Raw genomic sequence first — 20,295 nt, 5'->3', positions numbered from 1 at the left:
GGGCGATGCCCGTTTGCACCGGCTGTCTCTGGCAGCGGATTCGTGCGTGAACCGAAAGTATTATGGCGGGGACCCCGGCGTCGGTCAACGGCAACTCTGGCTGCACACAATTCCACCATCTCGGTCGCGCCGCCAAAGGCCAGGCGCAAGCTTTTCGCTCGGTCAGGTCCTGGGCTCGCACGAAGAGCACATTTAGTGCTCTTCGGCTCGTGCGGAATCTACGAAAAGCTTGCGCCTGGCCTTTGGCGGCGCGACCTGTGTTGACTTTGGGGCAGCCAGGGTTGCCGTTGGCCGGCGCGCCCCACGCATAACCCTTATGTCGGTGGGCTGATGTGTTGCGTCCCGTTGGGCTATAAGGTTGAAATGAAGGTGGACAGGCGGTGGAGGCCTTCGTCTAGGTCTTTGTCGGAGACGCAGTAACTTAGGCGGATATGGCCTTCGGTTCCGAAGCAGTTTCCGGGAACTAGGGCTACGTTGGCCTCTTTGATGGCTTTGATGCAGAAGTCTTCGCTGGTTAGGCCGAACTTTTTGATGCTCGGGAAAGTGTAGAAGGCTCCTGCGGGCTCTACTACGTCGAGGCCCATGGCGTCTAAGGCTGCGAGCACGCGTTTGCGGCGGGCTCGGTAGACTTTGAGCATGGGGGTTGGGTCGACGGTCAGGGCTCGAGCTGCGGCGTCCATTTCGAAGGAGACGGCGCTCGATACTAAGTATTGGTGGGCCTTTGCGATCTCGGCGATGACGGGGGCTGCGGCTGCGAGCCAACCCAAGCGCCAGCCGGTCATGGCCCAGGGCTTGGAGAAGCTCTCGATGACGACTGTCTGCTCGCGCAGCTCCGGGTGTCGCTGGGCGAAGCGCTCGTAGCCGTCCACATAGACGAGGCGGTTGTATACGTCGTCGCAGACTACGTAGATGCCAGCCTGCTCCGCTACGTGTGCCACGGCGTCGAGTGATGCCGCGTTGAGAATGCAGCCTGTAGGATTGTTGGGCGAGCAGATAACGATGGCCTTGGTCGCCGGGGTCACACAGGCGCGAAGCGCTTCCTCGTCAATCTGGAATTGCGCAGGCTCCGTATCCAAAAAGACCGCCTGGGCGTGGTTGGCCACGACGATGCTCTCGTACAGGCCAAAGGCCGGCGTGGGGATAATGACCTCGTCGCCGGGGTTGAGCATGGCCATAAACGTAGCCGACAGGGCCTCGGTCGCGCCGTCGGTCAGGATGACCTCGTCGGCCGAAAACGTAAGGCCCGCGTCCCCCATGTAGGCAGACAACGCCTCGCGCAGGGCGGGGCGACCGTTGTTGGGCGGATAGTGCGTGTCGCCGCGGTCCAACGAAGCAGTCACCTCGGCGCTAATCGCGTCGGGCGTGGGAAAATCGGGCTCGCCGAGCGCAAGCGCAATGCATCCCGGATGCTGAGCGGCGAGTGCGTTGATTCGGCGGATGCCGGAGGGCTTGAGCGTGGCAAGCGAGGTATTCATGGGCAGACGCATGGCGTTCCTTTCGTAAGGGTTGCACTAGGATAGCGCGGCTAGGCGCCGCCGGACGGTGTAACCTAAACGGAAACCAACCGGAAAGGAGGCGGCATGGAGACGACCGCGCGCGGCGATAAGCCCAAAACGCTGCAGACCATTGCGTATATCAGTATTCCCGATAGCGCCGATCTGGAGTTTTTGCTTTGGGACCTGCAAGATGCCATCGCGGCCTATGCCCGGCTTTCCGGCACCGCACTCCCCCACCCGGTCGATTTGGAGGCGGATGATGCCGGCAGCGTTGCGGACGGCATGGTGCTCGCTGTTGATGATGCATTTGATGATGAGACGATGATCGCTGTCGAGCAGATACTCGATCGCCTTAGGAATACAGAGACACGCATCTATGTCGTCGTCCAGGCCCTGTCCAAGAACAACAAGCAGACGGACGAAGTCCTCGACCGCCTGTACCGGGCATGTATTCTACGTGACCTGCCATGGTGCGACGGCGTTGTCATCTGTGCCGGCAGCGGCATTGCGGCGCTTCGCCATTCCCCACGCATGGGCCTCTTGCGCCGACCATTTTCGGAAGCGATGGATAAGCTTGTGGGCGCTGTGCGCATGGGCTGCTCCATTGAGCATGCGCAGCTGCTTGGCGGTGGCAATGCCGGTAGCGTCGACGCCGACGGCATGGTGCGTGTCGAGCCCGCGCTGCCCACACCGATCTGGCATGCCATCATGAAACGCCTCGGCACCCATGCTCAATCAAGGATCTAGACTACCGTGCGATCCAGTCAACGGCTTCGCGCCAACGCTCAACAAGACGTTCCAGACGCCAAGCCGCGTTAGCGGGACTAGTTGACGGCAATACGACAGCGGGCAGGCCTGTCCGCTCCTTTAGATAGCGCTTATAGAGGCGCCCCGCCGTACCTCCGTTACACACCACCAGCTCAATAGGCGCATTGCCCGTAATGCGCTCAATATGTGCCGGAACGACGTTTTTGATGCTGGCGTCGCTCGAGCCCTTAATGTCGCAGCTCTCGATCACATCCCACAGGGCCACGCTGCCGTTCAGCAGCATGGCCCGCTTGGCGGCAATGGAGGCATCGAGCGTCGCGGGCTCACCGTTTGCCAAAGGATCGCCCTCGTTGGACGGCACGGATACACCGAGGCACGCGGCCATCACACGCCAAAAGCGGTTCTGCGGATTGCCATAGTAGAAGGCATTGGCACGCGAGAGCACCGAGGGAAACGACCCCAGCACCAAAACGCGCGAGCGCTGGTCGAACACAGGCTCAAACCCATGCTCAATATGTTGATAGTCCTCGTCAGACACGGCCATGGGCTAGGCTCTCAACAGATAGCGCACCTCGTAGGGTGCAAGTTCAAGGGTGCCCGTCAGCTCGACCGTGGGAGCATCGTCGGCAAGCAGGTCGACGAAGGAGCCGTTGAGTTCGCCGGCGCCAAAGGTGTAAGGCTCGCCCACGGCGTTCACCGCCACGAGTACCGTCGCGCCGTCACAGGCGCGCTCGAACAGCAGCTGCTTGTTCTGGATCACCACGTTGCGATAGGCACCGTAGTTGAGAGCACGGGCAGCCGCGTCGTCGGCCGAGCGAAGGTGTGCGAGTTGCGTGATGAACGCCGTCAGCTCGTTGGGCGCAGGCTCATCGAGCGCAGGGCGCAGCGCCCAGTCGCCATCGGGGCCGCCCTTTTCGCCAGCAATTCCCCACTCGCTGCCATAGTAGACGCACGGGATGCCCGGCATGCCAAAGAGCATGCCATAGGAGGGACGCAGGCACGACTTGTCGGTGAGGATACTTGCCAGGCGCGGCACATCGTGGTTGTCGACAAACGACAGCAGGTGCTTGCCGCGGTAGATGCACCAGGGGTCGCCGCCAAACTGGCGGTGCAGCGAATGGGCGATCTCGAACATGTTGACCGAGTTAAAGCTGGAGTACAGGCCCTTGTAGCACTCGTAGTTGGTGCAGGAGTCGAGCATCTCGTCGTTGACGATCTGGTTGTAGTCGCCGTGGAGCGTCTCGCCAATGAGCACAAAGCCGGGCTTGAGCTCACGGGCAAAGCTATGCAAACGACGCATGAAATCGCGGTCGAGCATGTAGGCGACGTCCAAGCGCAGGCCGTCGACGCCAAAAACATCGACCCAGGTTCGCACGGACTCGAGCAGATAATCGACCACGGCGGGGTTTTGCAGGTTGAGCTTGACGAGCTCAAAATGGCCCTCCCAGCCCTCGTACCAAAAACCGTCGCCATAGCAGGAGTCGCCATCGAAGTTAATGTGGAACCAGTCCTTGTAGGGAGAATCCCACTTGCGCTCCTGTACATCGCGGAAGGCCCAAAAGCCGCGGCCGACGTGGTTGAAGACCGCATCGAGCACCACGCGGATACCGTGGGCGTGGAGCGTCTCGCATACGGCCGCAAAATCGGCATCGGAGCCCAGACGACGGTCAACGTGGCGCAGGCTGCGCGTGTCATAGCCATGGCTATCGGACTCAAGCAGAGGGTTGATCAGCACAGCGCCAACGCCGAGCTCCTGCAGGTAATCGGCCCATTGGGCGATTTTCATGATGGGAGCATCGGGGTTGGACGCGGCGTCGGCGGCCTGTGCGAGCTCATCCTCGGCAACGGGCGCGACGTTCTCGCGCGGAGCCCCGCAAAAGCCCAGCGGATAGATCTGATAGAACGTCGTCTCGTATGCCCACATAGCAACCTCCCGATAAGCTCAACACAACGACATCCATTGTATGCCCGGCTTGTATCCTCTCCCCCAAAATAAGTTGCGGTGGAATAGTTCCTGCCTGGGCCTTCAGAGGCCTTAAACAGGAACTATTCCACCGCAACTGATAAGGGGACGTGATTAGGCGACGGGCTTTGCGCGGCGTATGGCCGGGAACATTACGGCGATGGCGAGGATCTTGCCAAATAAATGGTACTGCCGAGATGCCGCCGAGCGAATAGAGGGGTGTCCGCACGGGCGGCTACCCTATGATAAAGGCGGCATATTCCCGCACCTGATCTACTAAAGGTAGTTGAACGATGGCAGACATTAAAATCAAGATCGTCAGCAATCCATATCAAGAAATTGTCCGGTTCTTCCGATGGGATAACGGCTGGCAAGAAATAACGACATCTACAAATCCCAATAGCGCGCTCCATAGCACGAAGATCGTTAATGGTTTCTTCCCCTTTAAGGCCGAAGAGATCATCGACATCCTCGCCAAAGAGTTTGGTGGTGGCGACAGAATTGAATTGCATTTTGAAGGAGCAGACGACGAATGGCAGGAGTTGCTCGCCATCTGCACCGAAGGGCCACGTGCCAATACATACGAGGTCATACGAGACGAGCGCTATCTATCAAACGCCCGTGACGTCTTGCCGGAAATTGTCGAAGTCTTCAGAGAAATCCAGGGGCTTGTAGACGAAGCAGTCTCCGAGCGAACAAAAGTCTCTGAGCAAATTAGGAAGTTCACCGATGTCTCGAGCGACATCATCCCGCTGTGTGTGCTCGGCAACTATAGTGCAGGCAAATCGACGCTCATCAACGCCCTCATTGGCATGGAGATCCTTCCCAGCGGCGACGAGCCTGTAACGGCCCGCATATTTCAAATCAAACGTTCAAAAGACCGAGATCGCGCGATGGTTCAATTCTCCTGTGGCAGCAGGCGGTTCTTGCTGCGCTTTGATCTTGATGGCCTCATGGAAAACAAAGAGCTTGTGGGGGAGCCCCTATACGACAAGATCGCGGCCAAAGTCGCCGACTCCATGCCCGGCATGGCCTCTCATATGAACAGCGCCCTCAAGGTTCTTAACTCATACCATGCCGATGAAGACGACCGGACCATCTCCGATCTGATCAGAATCGAAGTGCCCTTTAGCGATACCGATCCATGGCCTCACGACAGGGAGTTTGTCATCTTTGACACCCCGGGGTCAAACTCTGCCTCCAACGTCGATCACGCCCGAGTGCTCAAACAAGCCATGGAAGGCCTCTCGAACGGTCTTCCCATTTTCGTTGCCGAGTACACCACACTCGACACGAAAGACAACGAGAACCTCTCCAACGAAATAAAGGAGATCCCCGCAATCGATGAACGCTTTGCCATGATCGTAGTCAACAAGGCGGATTCCGCCGACCTTCCCAAAGGCGGGTTTGACGACGAACGAGTCTCGGACATCATGCGCCAGTTCATTCCGTCCAGGCTCTATGGTCAAGGTATCTACTTTGTTTCTTCCATCCTCGGCCTAGGCTCAAAGAACTCCGGCGAGTTTATAAGCGACAACTATGCCGAAAGATTCGAAGACCAGCAGCGTAAATACACCGACCCGACAAGCCGCTTCTACAAAACGCTCTACCGTTACGATATCCTTCCGGGACAGATCTCGCGCAGAACCAATCGCGAATCCGAGGCTTGCAAGGACCTCCTTCTTGCCAATAGCGGACTCTTTTGCATCGAGAACGAAATACGCCTGTTTGCCGAACGGTACTCCGCATATAACAAATGCAGCAGGTCGGAATCACTTCTGCAAGAAATTGTCGGCATAACCGAAGAAGAGATTGCCGACAAGAAAACCGACCTTGAACAAAAGAAAGCGCAGCGAGAAGCCGAACTCGAAGAGGATAAGCGCGCTCTTATCGATCAGCTCGAAGCCTGCAAGGAGCATGCAAAGGAGGATGCTTCGGCAAGCTATAGGGAAACAATCGACAAGAGGGTTTCGGCCAAACAATGGGAGACCAGTCTTGATGCGCTCCAGGCACGCCAAAACGCCATTACCGAGGAAAAGCGAGAGGGGCTCGAGTACTCAAAACGCTCAATCGCGGCAGCGAAAGCATTTGATTCGATTGCACCCAACTTCTTCAATAGGCTCGGCGACTCCATAAAGGGAAGCCAGGTCAATGCGCAAAAGGATAGTGAACCTTGTCCAACGGGTGGCCTTGCGGACGTTGGCAAGGGTCTTTGCGATGACATAACCGATGCATTTCACAAAAGATCCGATGCAAAGGCTGCCGAAAGAACAGCCGACAAAGATGCCGCTGACCAACTCTTTAACGAGGTCATCAATCACTATGACGAATGTACCGAGCAAATAGCTCAGACCATCGATGAGCTGTCGCAAAGCTATTGGAAGGATTGTGCGGAGCATAGCCGCGATGCCCTCTATCGCATCGCTACCAGCAGTGACAATCCTCTTTCCGAAGAAAAGCGCCAAGAGGTCGGCGATATCATTCTTAAATATCGTGGCCTCGCGCTCGATAAGACAAAGGGCCCCATTTTCAGCAAGGCAGACTTTACCGAACTGAAGCTCATGGACCGTGTCATCTTTAAATCCGACAAGCTTTTGCTTAGGAAAGTCGAAGATAAATTCAACCGCGAAATCTCACGGTGTTTCTGCGAAGCACGCGCCGAAATAGAGCGCGAGCATACCTACGGCTTTACCGAATGGCTCAACGAGCTGCTTGGCCAAATTACGAGCAATATCACCGACTACAACCCGGTGCTCCATGGCCATGTCGAAGACATCAACAGGCAAACCGCGGAGATCAACGCTCTCGAGGCAAAACTCGAGACACTCAACAATCGAAAAGAATACATTGCGCGCGTCATTAATTGGAAGGAATAGGCTGATCGTATGGGCATCAAAAACGCGATTATGCGCGCTGCCGATAAAGCCGGCAACGCGGTCGCAACCGTCTCGGTACTCAGCAGCTCCCAGCTCGATGAGGTCGACCAAAAGCGAACAGCATACTTGTCAGAAAAGCCGAATCCGGCAGACGAGCAAGCTGTCGAGCTCACCAATCGGCTCTTGGCAACTGCCGCCGTTGAGCTTCACAACGCCTATCTGCCGCAGCTGCGAAATGTTTACGCGCCGATTGACCCCTCCATTGAATACCCCATGGGCTTTAACGCCGACAACAACATCCGCTTCATGAATATCACGAAGTGGATCGTCGATCCCAACGAGGACAGTCTCGAGAAGCTTGTAAATGTGTACGACGTTCTTTCTGACGAAGAATGCAACATTGCGCTGATCTTTAATCGAACCAGCGCAAGCACCGAGGTATTTCTCGCAGTCGTCAATAGCGACAATGCTCGCGACAACATCGACGCCGATAATTTTTCCCGGCGCATGTCGGATGCCTTGAGGGGCAACTTCCCCGGTTCCGAAGTGGGGCCCGCCAACCGCGGTCCCATTCCGTGTCTAGACAATCGACGCCCGTCTTCGGTTGCCGCCGTTTCGAATATTCCAGCCGAAAAGAACGAGAAGTTCGTCACGCAAACTATTGAGAAGGTTCTCGACGGCATTGTGCCCGGTAGGCCGAGCGAAGACTACACTATCGTGCTGCTCGCAACCCCGATCCATGATATCGAATCGCGCAAACTCCGCCTCGCCGAACTCCACTCACTGCTAACGCCTTATGCCTCATGGACGACCAACTACACCCATCACCAGAACGACTCCATCGGATCGTCCGCGACGATTGGCATCAATGCAGGTGTGAGCGCCGGCAGACAGGTGGGAAATAATCAGGCTGTTGCTCAAAACTACAACGAAACGGACTCGACAAACGAGTCGACCTCGGAATCGAGCAACGAGAGCGTAACCGACTCGTCCACATCGACCGAAAGCATCACGGATACGGTCACCGACGGCAGGAATGAGTCCTCGAGCGGAGGCGTTGACTTAGGCGTATCCGCAAGTCACACGGAGGGTTCGTCGCACTCCACGTCCACGGCAACAGGTACAAGCTCATCTACCGGCAAGGCCATATCCAACACGCTCGGCAAAGCCGTCACCAGCGGTGTTGGCAAGGCTGTCTCTAAGGGAGCTTCCGTGACTTCCGGTGTTTCGCAGGCAGTAAATCTAGGTGCCAACTTTGGCGGATCGTTCGCACGCTCAAGCACGGTCACCGCTACCATCGGCGCCGACGAAGGCATCACGCAGACGTTCAAGAATTACTCCATCCAACACGCGCTCGAAATACTTGAGTTGCAAATGAAGCGCTACGACCTTGCCTCGGCACTCGGCATGTGGGACTTTTGCGCCTACGTGCTAGCAGAAGACCACAACGTCGCGAATAACGTTGCCCACACCTATCTCGCCCTCACCCAGGGCAAAGAATCCTATATGTCTCAGGCTGCAGTAAACCTCTGGCGCGGAGACCTTGGAGAGCAAAGCGCCGACGCCACGGCAATCTGCTCCTACCTTCGCGATTTGCGCCATCCTGCTTTTGCCCTCTCCCCCGCCCTGCTCGATCAACATCCGAGCTTTTCGGTCTATCCGGCAACGGTCGATGCAACGACTGCCCTTTCGGGCAAGGAGCTGGCCTATTCGCTCAACTTTCCCAAGAAGTCCGTCCCAGGGTTGCCCGTTATCGAATGCGCTTCTTTTGGGCGCAACGTCTCTACGTTCGATGGTACGCAGCCTCAGCAGGGCCTTTGCATAGGCAAGGTTTTCCATATGCATCGCGAGGAACGCATCGAAACGTTCCTGTCAAAGGACTCACTTGCCTCGCACACCTTTGTTACGGGCAGCACCGGCGCAGGAAAGACCAATACCGTCTGTCGCATCCTCGACCAAGCGCTCGATCAGCGAGTCAACTTCCTTGTCATTGAACCTGCCAAGGGCGAATACAAGGACGTGTATGGAGCCCGCGAAGACGTAAACGTCTTTGGAACCAATCCAGAATTCACGCCGCTCCTGCGTATCAATCCTTTTAGCTTCCCGTCCGGCATCCATGTGCTGGAACACCTCGACCGACTCGCTGAGATCTTTAATGTCTGCTGGCCCATGTACGCCGCCATGCCCGCCGTCCTTAAAGACGCCGTCGCCAGGTCATACGAAGACTGTGGATGGGACCTTGCCGCTTCTGATAACCCATATGGAGCCGATCTCTTTCCTTGCTTTGCAGATGTTGCCCGCAACGTCCGCGAGATTCTCGATTCCAGCGAGTACGACGCCGAAAATAAGGGCGCCTACAAGGGTTCGCTGCTCACACGTCTCAATTCACTCACCAACGGGCTCAACGGCATGATGCTTTCGTCGAACGAAGTCGACGCCACCGTGCTTTTTGACGCCAACACAGTCATCGACCTATCGCGCATTGGCTCCGCCGAAACAAAATCCCTACTCATGGGTCTTCTTGTACTCAAACTTCAAGAACATCGCATGGCCGAGAAAAAGGGCATGAACCAGCCACTTCGCCATCTGACCGTGCTTGAAGAGGCGCACAACCTGCTTAAGCGATCGTCGAGCAGCCAAGGCTCGGAAAGCGGCGACCTGACAGGCAAGAGCGTCGAGATGATCTCAAATGCCATCGCCGAGATGCGTACATACGGCGAAGGCTTCATCATCGCCGACCAGGCGCCCGGACTTCTCGATATGGCAGCCATTCGCAACACAAATACCAAGATCATCCATCGCCTGCCCGATCTTTCGGACCGCGAGCTCGCCGGTCGCGCCGCCAACCTCAACGACCAACAGATCGTCGAACTGGCACGCCTGCCTAAAGGCGTTGCGGCCATTTACCAAAACGATTGGGTTGAGCCGGTGCTCTGCAAGATCGCCAAAGCAGAGGATGGCGCGCACTTTGCATACAGCCGCCCCATCGACGATGTCGCAAGCAACCAGAGCGATGATGCCCTTGCCGTAGCGCGCATGCTGGCCTACGGAATCAGCATCGGAACCAAGACGGAGCTGCACAGCATTCGCGAACGGCTCGATCGCCTCCATATCGACGCGTCTACAAAGGTCAAGATCCTGCGCACCGTTCAAAACCCACCCGCCGAACCGCGCATGACCAAGCTGGGACCCATAATGAGCACACTGTTTCCCAACGTTGCCAAAGCGGTCGAGGACGAACGCGAGTGCAGCGATGAAGCCGAACAATGGACAATGGCGGCGGACGCGGCACTCAGGTCCTCAATCGACCGCGATATCGACAGCCGCACCAGGCAGGTCATCATCCAGGGCATCATGACCGATGTCTTGTGTCTGCAAATGCAAGATACCCAAGCATATTCCGATTGGCACAACTGGAACGAGAATAGCGAGGTGAGCTAATGGAGTTCAAGCAAATGAAAGGCGGCGTGGCCAAGCTAGGCGATAAACTTGGGTTCAATCCTGATAAACTCATTGGCCCCGAATCAAAGGAAACCAAGGCAGAGGTTAAAAATGCCGGCCGTAACGAATCCATCGATCCCGACAAATTGATTAGACCCTCGGTGGAATCGTGCGATTATCCTTCGAGCTATAAGGAGAGGCTGGACCGTACACCGAGCATCGAGAATCCAAACGGAAAATGGTCGGGTGACCGAGGGGAATCGATGTTTATTCCCACAGCCGATAGGGTCCGCGAGATTCTTCGAAACAAAGGTCTTGAGGGCATCAATTACAAGGATGGAATTCCTGACTTCAACCCTATCTCTGAAGCGAAAGTAACCATACAAGGCATGAGCCAGCATAGGCTTTCGCAGATGGGCGAGAACGGCGAACGCATTGTCGGCAACTATGAAAAGGCAGACACTGAATGCGCAAAAGCTTGGAACCTTGAGCAACGCGATGGCAAAGATGATTGGACGCACCAGGATGTCAAGAAATGGCGCGAGGTAAATGAGTACACCTGGCACGAACACAATGATATGAAGACGTGCTCTCTTGTTCCGACCGAAGTTCACAAGGTGTGCAGCCATCTCGGCGGCGTAAGCGAAATCAAAAACATACTGAATCAGATTGGCGGCTTCGATGACTAACGGCATGAATCTGTGGGGCAGGGATTTCTCGCTCCCCGTCTATTACGAGTGTGACTCGGACCAAGGCGTCCTCGACATTCAAAAGGAAGCAAAGGGCGCCCTGCTTGCAAGCTGGGATACCGTTGAGGACAGCAAGGAAGCGATCGAAGATTATTGTCTCGAAAGAGACGGCGATCAGATCGAGGGCCCCATTACAAACATCTTTAGATACGTTATTCCGACCAGTATCGTGGTACTTCGGAGCGATGATGCTCGCAAAGCAGCGCTCATGTGCAACTATCGCTTTGACCCCGAACACGGACTTGCTGCGGTATTTGAGAACGAGCAACTTACGGCTGTCGTCCCCCAAGACGAGCTCTAGGTCGATCATACGCAGACACAAAACCGAGGCCACTCCAGCACACACCGGAGCGGCCTCGGCCTCTTTTACGTATGCTCAGCGAGGTAGCTAAAAAAGCCCCGTCCCAAATTAGCTACCCCAGTCCCTTTCTAAGTTGCGGTGAAATGCGGACTGTTTGCCGGGTTTATTGGGCCCAGCAGTCCGTATTTCACCGCAACTGATGAGGGGACGTGGTTAGGCGACAGGCTTTGCGCGACGAATGGCCGGGAACATCACCGTGATAGCGAGGATGACGCCCACGGCAGCGATCGCACCGCCCGCGTAGCCGATCAAGGCGATACCGGGACCCGAAACCACGGCTCCGCCGATCGCGGTACCCGTGCCAATACCGAGGTTAAACAGGCCCGAGAAAATCGACATGGCGACGGCCGACGAATCCACCGGCGTGTACTTGATGAGCTCGGCCTGAAACGCCACGTTAAAGGCCGTGGAGCAGCAGCCCCATAGCGCGCAGACGGCAAGCACCGCCGCGAGCGATGACGCGACAGATCCCATAAGCAGCAAGGCGACCGGCACTCCGGAGAGCGTGATCGCAAGGAACGGAAAACGGTGCCCGTCGAACAGGCGGCCGAACAGCCAACTGCCCACCAGGCCGGAGCAGCCGAACGCCGTCAACGTCATAGTGATAGCGCTTGCGTCGACATGCGCGACCTGGGCCAGGAAAGGCTCGATATAGCTATAGCCCGCGTAATAGCCGGTCGCCATGAACACCGTAACGGCGTAGAGAGCGATGAGGAACGGGCTCTTGAGCAGCTCGGGCAGCTGCTTGAGCGTAAAACGCTCGCCCGCCGGCATGGTGGGGAACACCGTGGCCTGGTACACCACCGCAGCGGCAGAGAGGGCCCCAACCACGGCAAACGTCATACGCCAGCCCACGGCCAGGCCAATGGCGCGGCCGAGCGGCAGGCCGAAGATCTGTGCGATGGAAGAGCCCGTGGCGATCATGCTGATGGCGAGCGCCCCATGGCGCGTGTCAACCAGACGCGACGCCATGATCGAGGCGACCGACCAGAACACGGCGTGCGCGCAGGCAACCACCAGGCGTGCGCAGACCAGAATGGGATAGGTCGGCGCCACGGCGGACAGGAACTGGCCCAGCGAGAACACGGCAAGCACGCCGAGCAGCATCCGCTTGAACTCAAAGCGCGAAGCGAACACCATGAGCGGCAACGACAGCAGCATGACGCCCCAGGCATAGACCGAGATCATGATGCCAGCTTGGGCCTCGGTGAGCGAAAACGATGCGGCGATGTCGGTCAGCAGACCGATGGGCATGAACTCCGACGTGTTGAACACGAACGCGCAGCAGGTGAGCCCGATAAGCGGGAGCCACTGCTTGAGCGTGATGCCATCTTGCCTTGCCTGACTCATATATAACGTCTCCAATCATTTTGAGCGGAGGCGATTATATAGCAACGGCCCCGCATCCGTCAGTACAGATGCGGGGCCGCAATCAACTCAATACACAGAGGTTGCGCCGTCAATAAATAACTAAGCCAACCCCAGCAATATGCCCGCCGAATGCACGACAAACGCCACGATCCAGGCGACCGTCACCTGAAACGCGAACACGGCAACGGCATAGCGCGCGCCCAGCTCACTCTTGACGGCGCCGATTGCCGCCACGCAGGGCGGGTACAGCAGCGTAAAGACCAGAAACACGTAGGCGGTAAACGGCGAAAACATGGTCAACAGTGCCGCGGGCGAGGTTGCACCCAAAAGCACGGTAAGGGTCGAGATGACGCTCTCCTTGGCGATAAGTCCGGTGACGAGCGCCGTGGATGCACGCCAGTCGCCAAACCCAAGCGGCGTCAGCGCCGGTGCGATAATGCTACCCAGACCGGCAAGTAGGCTCTGCGACTGATCGGCGACCACGTTAAAGCGGATATCGAACGTCTGCAGGAACCAGATGACCACCGTAGCGGCAAAGATAATGGTAAAGGCCTTGGTAATAAAGTCCTTGGCCTTATCCCATGCCAGCATCACCGTCGTCTTGACGCTCGGCAGGCGGTAGTTGGGAAGCTCCATGATAAACGGCACCGGGTCGCCCTTAAATGCCGTGCGGTTAAGCACCAAAGCCGCGATGCAACCGACCGCAATGCCGATCAGATAGAGCGAGACCATGGCGGGAACTGTCGCCTGCGGGAAAAACGCCCCGCACAGCAGACCGTAGACCGGCAACTTGGCCGAACAGCTCATAAACGGCGTGAGCATGACCGTCATCTTGCGGTCGTGCTCGGATGGAAGCGTACGGGTCGACATGATAGCCGGCACGGTGCAGCCAAAACCGACGAGCATGGGCACGAAGCTGCGGCCCGACAGGCCAAAGCGACGCAATACCTTATCCATGACAAAGGCCACGCGCGCCATGTAGCCGGAGTCTTCCAGAATGGAGAGGAACAAGAAGAGCACGACGATAATCGGCAGGAAGGTCAGCACGCTGCCCACGCCCGTCAGCACGCCGTCGACAGCCAGCGAGCGCACCACGTCGTTGGTTCCGAATGCCTTGAGGCCCGCATCGGCCGAGGCGATGATGGCAGCGATGCCGTCCTCCATAAGTCCCTGTAACGCCGCGCCGATCACGCCAAACGTCAGCCAAAAAACGAGACCCATGATCACCAGGAACGCCGGAATGGCTGTGTAACGACCCGTCAGGATGCGGTCGATCTTGACGGAGCGCACGTGCTCGCGGCTCTCGTGCGGCTTAACGACGCAACGCCCGCACACGTCGCCGATAAAGCTAAAACGCATATCGGCCAGCGCGGACAGGCGGTCGGTGCCGGCCTCGCCCTCCATCTGGGTAATGATGTGCTCGATAGCGTCGAGCTCATTGCGATCCAGGTGAAGCGCCTCGGTTACCAGCTCATCGCCCTCGACCAGCTTGGTCGCCGCAAAGCGCACCGGGATGTGCGCCGTCACGGCATGGTCCTCGATCAGGTTAGCAATACCGTGGATGCAGCGATGCAGCGCACCGCCGTCCGGACCGTCGGGCGCGCAAAAGTCCAGGCGACCAGGGCGCTCGCGGAACCGCGCCACGTGCAGGGCGTGGTCCACCAGCTCGCCGATGCCCTCGTTGCGGGCAGCGCTAATGGGGACAACGGGCACGCCCAACAGGCTCTCGAGCAAGTTGACGTCCACGGCGCCGCCGTTGGCGGTCACCTCGTCCATCATGTTGAGCGCGATGACCATAGGACGGTCAAGCTCCATGAGCTGCAGTGTCAGGTACAGGTTGCGCTCGATGTTGGTGGCGTCAATGATGTCGATGATGGCGTCCGGACGCTCGTCGAGGATGAACTGACGGCTCACGACCTCCTCGCCTGTGTACGGCGACAGGGAGTAAATGCCGGGCAGGTCGGTAACGCTCGCCTCGGGATGGTTACGGATGGTGCCATCTTTGCGGTCGACCGTCACGCCGGGAAAGTTACCGACATGCTGGTTGGAGCCCGTCAGCTGGTTGAATAACGTGGTCTTGCCGCAGTTTTGGTTGCCGGCGAGGGCAAAGTGCAGCGGCGCGCCCTCTGGCACGGCCGTCTTTGCCGCACGGGGCGAATACGTCCCCTCGCCCAGGGCCGGATGCTCCGTCGTGCCGATTGCGGCGTTAGCGCGCGGACCCGTATCGGTGTCGTGAATACCCACGAGCTCGATGCGTGCGGCATCGTCCTTACGCAGTGTTAACTCGTAGCCACGCAGGCGGATCTCGAGCGGGTCACCCATGGGGGCGTACTTCATCATGGTGACTTCGGTGCCCGGCGTTAGACCCATGTCCAAAATATGCTGTCGGAGTGCCTGATCGTCCGATGCCACCGATGCGACAACGGCGTCCTTTCCAATCTCGAGTGTATCGAGCTTCACGTCCGTGTTCCTCCCCCGGCGCCCACAGGGCGTTGTATTTATGTTCACCATGGCTAACCGTTTGCCATGGCTAACCAATTGTAACCATGCATGATAGCGCGAACACACAACGACGTTCAATCGACAGATCGGTGCGATGGGGACAGGCAGGAGAGTTCAGGGCCATAGTTTCCCGATGAGGCCTCTCGGGGAAACTACATCCCAGAATTCTGGCTCGAAACGGGATATGGTTTCCCTAACAGGCCTCTTACGGAAAATGCATCCCAGAATCCCCGCTCGAAACGGGACGCGCTTTCCCAGTCGAGGCCCTATGGGAAACTGCGTCCCACCTTGAAAGGCAAAACTGGGACGCAGTTTCCGGGCGGGGCATCAAAAACGAAGTTGCGGTGGAATAGTTCCTGGATGGGCTGGTTGATGCCCCAGATCGGAGCTATTTCACCGCAAGTTATTGAAGAGCTTGGATGCCGGGACTCTTACAGATGGCGCTCGAGGAAGCGGAAGGCCAGGCGGATCCAGGGACGGACGGAAACCTGCTTGTCCTCGTTGTCGACCGCGGTGTTGGCGTTGCCGAGCGAAAGGCCATGACCACCCTGGTCGAAGACGTGCATCTCGCATGCAACGCCCTCCTCGGCCATGCGCTGCGCAAACGGGTAGACCTGCGCGATCGGCGCCGTCTTGTCGTCGGACACGCCCCACACAAAGGTCGGTGGCATCTGACGCGAAACATGCGTGGTGGGGCAGATGTCGGCCAGATGCTCGTCAGTTGCCTCGCCGCCCGTCACCATCGACAGGTAGTCGTTGAGCAAATCGCGCCCCGTCTTGCCACCCGTCTTGGGCACACGCAAGTCAATGCGCGGATCGCGCGTCTGCATGTCGCGCACATAGGCAAAGTCGAGCAATGGATAGCCCAGCACCACGGCATCGGGACGAATGTCGTCCGGACGCGCCCCGGCAAGTGCCGCAAAGGGGCCGGTCTTCCACTGTGTTGCCAGCGAGGCGCAAATCATGCCGCCAGCAGAAAAGCCCACGACGCACACGCGCTTAGGATCGACATGCCACTCGTCGGCGTTGGCGCGCACCGTGGCGACCATCTTGGCAAGATCTGCCTGGGGATGCGGAAAGCTCACGTCACCCGTAGAACTCGTGACATAGTTGAGCACAAAGGCCTGGTAACCGTGATCCAAAAACGCAAACGCCACAGGATCCTGCTCATGCGGAGCGATATGCGTAAACGCACCTCCGCCACAGATAATCACCGCGGGGCGGCGGCCATTCGGTTTATCGGGCAACGGCTCGGCACCCAAATACGTAAACGTCGCCGGATAATCCTCGGTCGGCTCCTCGCCCCACAGCGCATGGTTCTCGACAATCATATGTGCTCCCTTCGCGCAAATTATGCGCCCTTATTTTTCGCCTTCAAGCGTACCCCACTTGAACCCGTGGCGCAGAAACACTCCGGCAATAAGTTTCCCTTCAACTGATATATCACATAATCCCAGTTCAGAGGTATCGTTGAGCAGCGTAGAATAGGGGCGTTGACCAAGCCGCGAAACACATGTGAAACGTTTCCGGCAAACCAAACGCGCGATATGCGCCTATTTAAGTTGGAGGCAACTATGGGTCTGCTCGATTCGCTTAAGTCCACCTTCACCTCGACCGGCGAGGCGTCCGTTCCGCCCGCAGCAAGCTTCGCTACCCGCGAAGGCGTCATCTATGCCCCCGTCAACGGCGTGCTCGTCAACCTGAACGAGGTTCCCGACGAGACGATCGCCTCGGGCATGCTTGGCCAGGGCTATGGCATCGAGCCCATTACCGGCACCATCTATGCGCCCGCCAACGGCCGCATCGGTGCCACCACTGTCACCAACCACTCCATCGGCATGATCACCGAGGACGGTCTGCGCGTGTTCATCCATGTTGGCCTGGGCACCGTGGAAATGAACGGCAAGGGTTTTGCCCGCTTTGTCGAGATGGGCGATGTGGTCAAGGCAGGCCAGCCGCTCATCAGCTTCGACCGCGAGGCCATTAAGGCCGCTGGTCACGAGGACATCGTGACCGTCATCGTCTCCGAGCTCGATCGTCTTAAGAGCATCGACCATGTCGGCGAGTCTGGAACGCTTATCGGCGGCAACCCGCTCGTCAAGCTTGGCGACCCGCTGCTGGTTGCCAAGACCAAGTAGCCAGGCCCCACGCCACACAGCCAAAAGGCACCTCGTCAAGCGCCCACGACCATTTGGCCGCGGGCGCTTTTCGTTTGAAAAACCATCCCGCCAATGCCTTATCTGTATAGCCCAAATGAGCCGAGCTGCTAAAATATCGAACTGTATGGATAACTATCATTCAACCGTTATGGGAGGATACGTGAACCGCACCAAAATCGCGCAGCTCTATGCCGATGCCGAGTCGCTCGGCGGCCAGACCGTCACCGTCGCCGGCTGGGTCAAGTCCGTCCGCGACATGAAGAACTTTGGCTTTGTTACGCTCAACGACGGCAGCTGCTTCCGCGACCTGCAGGTCGTCATGAACCGCGAGGCACTCGACAACTACGACGAGATCGCCCATCAAAACGTCTCGGCCGCACTCATTTGCACCGGCACCGTCAAGCTGACCCCCGATGCGCCCCAGCCTTTCGAGCTTTCTGCCACCTCCATCGAGGTCGAGGGCGTCAGCGCCCCGGATTACCCGCTGCAGAAGAAGCGCGCAACCGTCGAGTTCCTGCGCACCCAGCAGCACCTGCGTCCGCGCACCAACCTGTTCCGCGCCGTGTTCCGCATCCGCTCTGTCGCGGCTGCCGCCATCCACCGCTTCTTCCAGGAGCAGGGCTTTGTCTACGTCAACACCCCCATCATCACCACGAGTGACTGCGAGGGCGCCGGCGAGATGTTCCGCGTGACCACGCTCGACCCCAAAAATCCGCCCCTCACCGAGTCCGGCGAGGTCGACTGGAGCCAGGACTTCTTTGGCAAGCATGCAAGCCTCACCGTGTCCGGCCAGCTCAATGCCGAGAACTTTGCCATGGCCTTTGGCGACGTGTACACCTTTGGCCCCACCTTCCGTGCCGAGAACTCCAACACCACGCGCCACGCCGCCGAGTTTTGGATGATCGAGCCCGAGATGGCCTTTGCCGACCTTAACGACTACATGGATAACGCCGAGGCCATGCTCAAGTACGTCCTTAAGGACGTCATGGCAACCTGCCCCGACGAGCTCAATATGCTCAACAAGTTTGTGGACAAGGGTCTGCTCGAGCGCCTGGACCATGTCGCCAACTCCGACTTTGCCCGCGTTACCTACACCGAGGCCGTCGAGATCCTGGAGCAGGCCGTCGCCGCCGGTCACAAGTTTGACTATCCCGTGAGCTGGGGCATCGACCTGCAAACCGAGCACGAGCGTTTCCTGACCGAGGAGCACTTTAAGCGCCCGACCTTCGTGACCGACTACCCGGCCGAGATCAAGGCGTTCTACATGCGCATGAACGAGGACGGCAAGACCGTCGCCGCCGCCGACTGCCTGGTGCCGGGCATCGGCGAGATCATCGGTGGCTCCCAGCGCGAGGAGCGCCTGGATCTGCTCGAGGCCCGCATCAAGGACCTGGGTATGAATCCCGAGCAGTACAAGTACTACCTTGACCTGCGCCGCTACGGTTCCTGCAAGCACGCCGGCTACGGTCTGGGCTTCGAGCGCTTGGTCATGTATCTGACCGGCGTGGGCAACATCCGCGACGTCCTGCCGCACCCGCGCACCGTGGGCAACGCCGACTTCTAATCGTCGAACGCTAGCTCGCGTCGCCACACGCCAACGCTCATCGCACAAGCGTCTCTCGACATCGGTCGAGAGACGCTTTTTTCAACAGCATCCGTCAAGCTTTTGGCAAGTTTTTGGTCAGTTGAGCAGGGCTGTTGAAAACTCGACCCGCCGTTTGCCGACGACTACCGACCGCCCAGAGCGCCCTGCGCCCCTGGGAAAGCCCCGCGTCCTAGGCTCCATACCGTCGCCACCCAAAACGGAAAGGACGTGGGCACCATGACCGAAGCCGCTGTTGAAACCTACGACACCACGACGAGGGGCGCCGCCTCGATGGCAGCCTATCGCGCCGTTCGTATCCTGCAGCTCTTGAGCGAAAACACCGGCGAAGACAAGGCCATGCTTTCCGATGAGCTGATCCGGCGCCTCGCCCATCCCGACGACCCCGCCCGCATGCCCATCTCGGCGGCGCGGCGCAGCATCTACACCGCCATCTCCGCGCTTCGCCATGCCGGATACGAAATTGAATACAAACGCGGCGTGGGCTACAAACTTCTTACCCGCCCGCTCACCGATGAAGAGATCATCCGGCTCCACGGTATGGTCATGCGCAACCGCTCCACGCCTATCGCTATCCGCAAGAGCATGGCGCAGCACTTAGTTGCCATGGCGAGCGCCGACGTTCGCGGCTACCTCGATACACCCGAACCCGCTCCAAGCGCAGGCAGCAAGGCTACCAAGGCAACACGCACGCCCATCAAGCGCATCGACACGTGCGAGCTCGTCGAGCAGGCCATCGACCACGGAACCACGGTGAGTTTTGATATTTCGAGCGTCACGACACGCGGCGAAACCGAAGCAGCACGGATGACACTCCGTCCCTTTGCCATCAGGCAGCGCGATGGCATCTCGTATTTGCTGGGAACGGTCTACGACGCCCGAGGCGCCGATGACACGTTGCGTACTGTAGAGATTGGCCGAATGAGAAACGTCAGCACGCGCCTGCTCGACGGCAAGAAGCTCTTCGCCGCCCTGGACGAGGACGACGCCTCCTCCGCCGCATAAG

General features: G+C 58.3%; 14 protein-coding genes. 8 read left to right on the top strand and 6 right to left on the bottom strand.

Annotation, left to right across the window (positions count from 1 at the left end; translation table 11 throughout):
- Positions 1-350: 350 nt before the first annotated feature.
- Positions 351-1,487: an aminotransferase class I/II-fold pyridoxal phosphate-dependent enzyme gene (locus OIL77_07120; protein HJI45169.1), complete on the bottom strand. Its 1,137-nt coding sequence runs from the start codon at positions 1,485-1,487 to the stop codon at positions 351-353.
- Between the two features lie 93 nt (positions 1,488-1,580).
- On the opposite strand from OIL77_07120, the gene OIL77_07115 reads away from it, so the two are divergent.
- The gene (locus tag OIL77_07115) at positions 1,581-2,243 is read left to right on the top strand and encodes a hypothetical protein (GenBank protein HJI45168.1); all 663 of its coding nucleotides are present in this window, start codon (positions 1,581-1,583) and stop codon (positions 2,241-2,243) included.
- A gap of 1 nt (position 2,244) precedes the next feature.
- Here OIL77_07115 and OIL77_07110 read toward each other — a convergent pair whose 3' ends face one another.
- Positions 2,245-2,808: a uracil-DNA glycosylase family protein gene (locus tag OIL77_07110; protein ID HJI45167.1), complete on the bottom strand. Its 564-nt coding sequence runs from the start codon at positions 2,806-2,808 to the stop codon at positions 2,245-2,247.
- Positions 2,809-2,811: 3 nt separating this feature from the next.
- Complete coding sequence (locus OIL77_07105; protein HJI45166.1) at positions 2,812-4,188, bottom strand: alpha-amylase family glycosyl hydrolase; 1,377 nt, start codon at positions 4,186-4,188, stop codon at positions 2,812-2,814.
- Between the two features lie 332 nt (positions 4,189-4,520).
- Between OIL77_07105 and OIL77_07100 the strand changes: the two genes are divergently transcribed.
- Genes OIL77_07100 through OIL77_07085 form a run of 4 tightly spaced genes read left to right on the top strand, consistent with a single transcriptional unit; the run spans position 4,521 to position 11,594 of the window.
- Entirely contained in the window at positions 4,521-7,103 is a 2,583-nt protein-coding gene (locus OIL77_07100; protein ID HJI45165.1) for a dynamin family protein, read from the top strand.
- Positions 7,104-7,112: 9 nt separating this feature from the next.
- Positions 7,113-10,544 carry a DUF87 domain-containing protein gene (locus OIL77_07095; protein HJI45164.1) on the top strand — a complete coding sequence of 1,144 codons (3,432 nt, stop codon included), beginning with the start codon at positions 7,113-7,115 and terminating at the stop codon, positions 10,542-10,544.
- Positions 10,544-11,233, top strand: coding sequence for an HNH endonuclease (locus OIL77_07090; protein HJI45163.1), 690 nt, complete (start codon positions 10,544-10,546; stop codon positions 11,231-11,233). The genes OIL77_07095 and OIL77_07090 overlap by 1 nt, the downstream gene beginning before the upstream one ends.
- A gap of 4 nt (positions 11,234-11,237) precedes the next feature.
- Complete coding sequence (locus OIL77_07085) at positions 11,238-11,594, top strand: hypothetical protein (GenBank protein HJI45162.1); 357 nt, start codon at positions 11,238-11,240, stop codon at positions 11,592-11,594.
- A 213-nt stretch (positions 11,595-11,807) separates the two neighbouring features.
- On the opposite strand, the gene OIL77_07080 is transcribed toward OIL77_07085, so the two are convergent.
- From OIL77_07080 to OIL77_07070, 3 genes are all read right to left on the bottom strand, one after another.
- A complete protein-coding gene (locus OIL77_07080) occupies positions 11,808-13,004 on the bottom strand; it encodes an MFS transporter (GenBank protein ID HJI45161.1) in 1,197 nt (398 codons plus the stop codon).
- A 120-nt stretch (positions 13,005-13,124) separates the two neighbouring features.
- Complete coding sequence (gene feoB, locus OIL77_07075) at positions 13,125-15,536, bottom strand: ferrous iron transport protein B (GenBank protein ID HJI45160.1); 2,412 nt, start codon at positions 15,534-15,536, stop codon at positions 13,125-13,127.
- A gap of 422 nt (positions 15,537-15,958) precedes the next feature.
- Positions 15,959-16,858 carry an alpha/beta hydrolase gene (locus tag OIL77_07070; protein HJI45159.1) on the bottom strand — a complete coding sequence of 300 codons (900 nt, stop codon included), beginning with the start codon at positions 16,856-16,858 and terminating at the stop codon, positions 15,959-15,961.
- A 243-nt stretch (positions 16,859-17,101) separates the two neighbouring features.
- Between OIL77_07070 and OIL77_07065 the strand changes: the two genes are divergently transcribed.
- The 3 genes from OIL77_07065 (at position 17,102) to OIL77_07055 (ending at position 20,294) form a co-directional block, all read left to right on the top strand.
- Positions 17,102-17,665: a PTS glucose transporter subunit IIA gene (locus OIL77_07065; protein ID HJI45158.1), complete on the top strand. Its 564-nt coding sequence runs from the start codon at positions 17,102-17,104 to the stop codon at positions 17,663-17,665.
- A 181-nt stretch (positions 17,666-17,846) separates the two neighbouring features.
- Complete coding sequence (asnS, locus tag OIL77_07060; protein ID HJI45157.1) at positions 17,847-19,250, top strand: asparagine--tRNA ligase; 1,404 nt, start codon at positions 17,847-17,849, stop codon at positions 19,248-19,250.
- Positions 19,251-19,508: 258 nt separating this feature from the next.
- Positions 19,509-20,294 carry a hypothetical protein gene (locus OIL77_07055; GenBank protein HJI45156.1) on the top strand — a complete coding sequence of 262 codons (786 nt, stop codon included), beginning with the start codon at positions 19,509-19,511 and terminating at the stop codon, positions 20,292-20,294.
- Position 20,295 lies beyond the last annotated feature (1 nt).

This window comes from Coriobacteriaceae bacterium (assembly GCA_025993015.1).
Lineage (GTDB): Bacteria > Actinomycetota > Coriobacteriia > Coriobacteriales > Coriobacteriaceae > Collinsella.
This window is presented reverse-complemented; position numbering and strand designations above follow the sequence as displayed.

What these genes read in the sequence shown, in the direction of transcription:
- OIL77_07120 (HJI45169.1), bottom strand. Translation starts at nt 1,487, where the DNA reads ATGCGTCTGCCCATGAATACCTCGCTTGCCACGCTCAAGCCCTCCGGC.
- OIL77_07115 (HJI45168.1), top strand. Translation starts at nt 1,581, where the DNA reads ATGGAGACGACCGCGCGCGGCGATAAGCCCAAAACGCTGCAGACCATT.
- OIL77_07110 (HJI45167.1), bottom strand. Translation starts at nt 2,808, where the DNA reads ATGGCCGTGTCTGACGAGGACTATCAACATATTGAGCATGGGTTTGAG.
- OIL77_07105 (HJI45166.1), bottom strand. Translation starts at nt 4,188, where the DNA reads ATGTGGGCATACGAGACGACGTTCTATCAGATCTATCCGCTGGGCTTT.
- OIL77_07100 (HJI45165.1), top strand. Translation starts at nt 4,521, where the DNA reads ATGGCAGACATTAAAATCAAGATCGTCAGCAATCCATATCAAGAAATT.
- OIL77_07095 (HJI45164.1), top strand. Translation starts at nt 7,113, where the DNA reads ATGGGCATCAAAAACGCGATTATGCGCGCTGCCGATAAAGCCGGCAAC.
- OIL77_07090 (HJI45163.1), top strand. Translation starts at nt 10,544, where the DNA reads ATGGAGTTCAAGCAAATGAAAGGCGGCGTGGCCAAGCTAGGCGATAAA.
- OIL77_07085 (HJI45162.1), top strand. Translation starts at nt 11,238, where the DNA reads ATGAATCTGTGGGGCAGGGATTTCTCGCTCCCCGTCTATTACGAGTGT.
- OIL77_07080 (HJI45161.1), bottom strand. Translation starts at nt 13,004, where the DNA reads ATGAGTCAGGCAAGGCAAGATGGCATCACGCTCAAGCAGTGGCTCCCG.
- feoB (HJI45160.1), bottom strand. Translation starts at nt 15,536, where the DNA reads ATGGTGAACATAAATACAACGCCCTGTGGGCGCCGGGGGAGGAACACG.
- OIL77_07070 (HJI45159.1), bottom strand. Translation starts at nt 16,858, where the DNA reads ATGATTGTCGAGAACCATGCGCTGTGGGGCGAGGAGCCGACCGAGGAT.
- OIL77_07065 (HJI45158.1), top strand. Translation starts at nt 17,102, where the DNA reads ATGGGTCTGCTCGATTCGCTTAAGTCCACCTTCACCTCGACCGGCGAG.
- OIL77_07055 (HJI45156.1), top strand. Translation starts at nt 19,509, where the DNA reads ATGACCGAAGCCGCTGTTGAAACCTACGACACCACGACGAGGGGCGCC.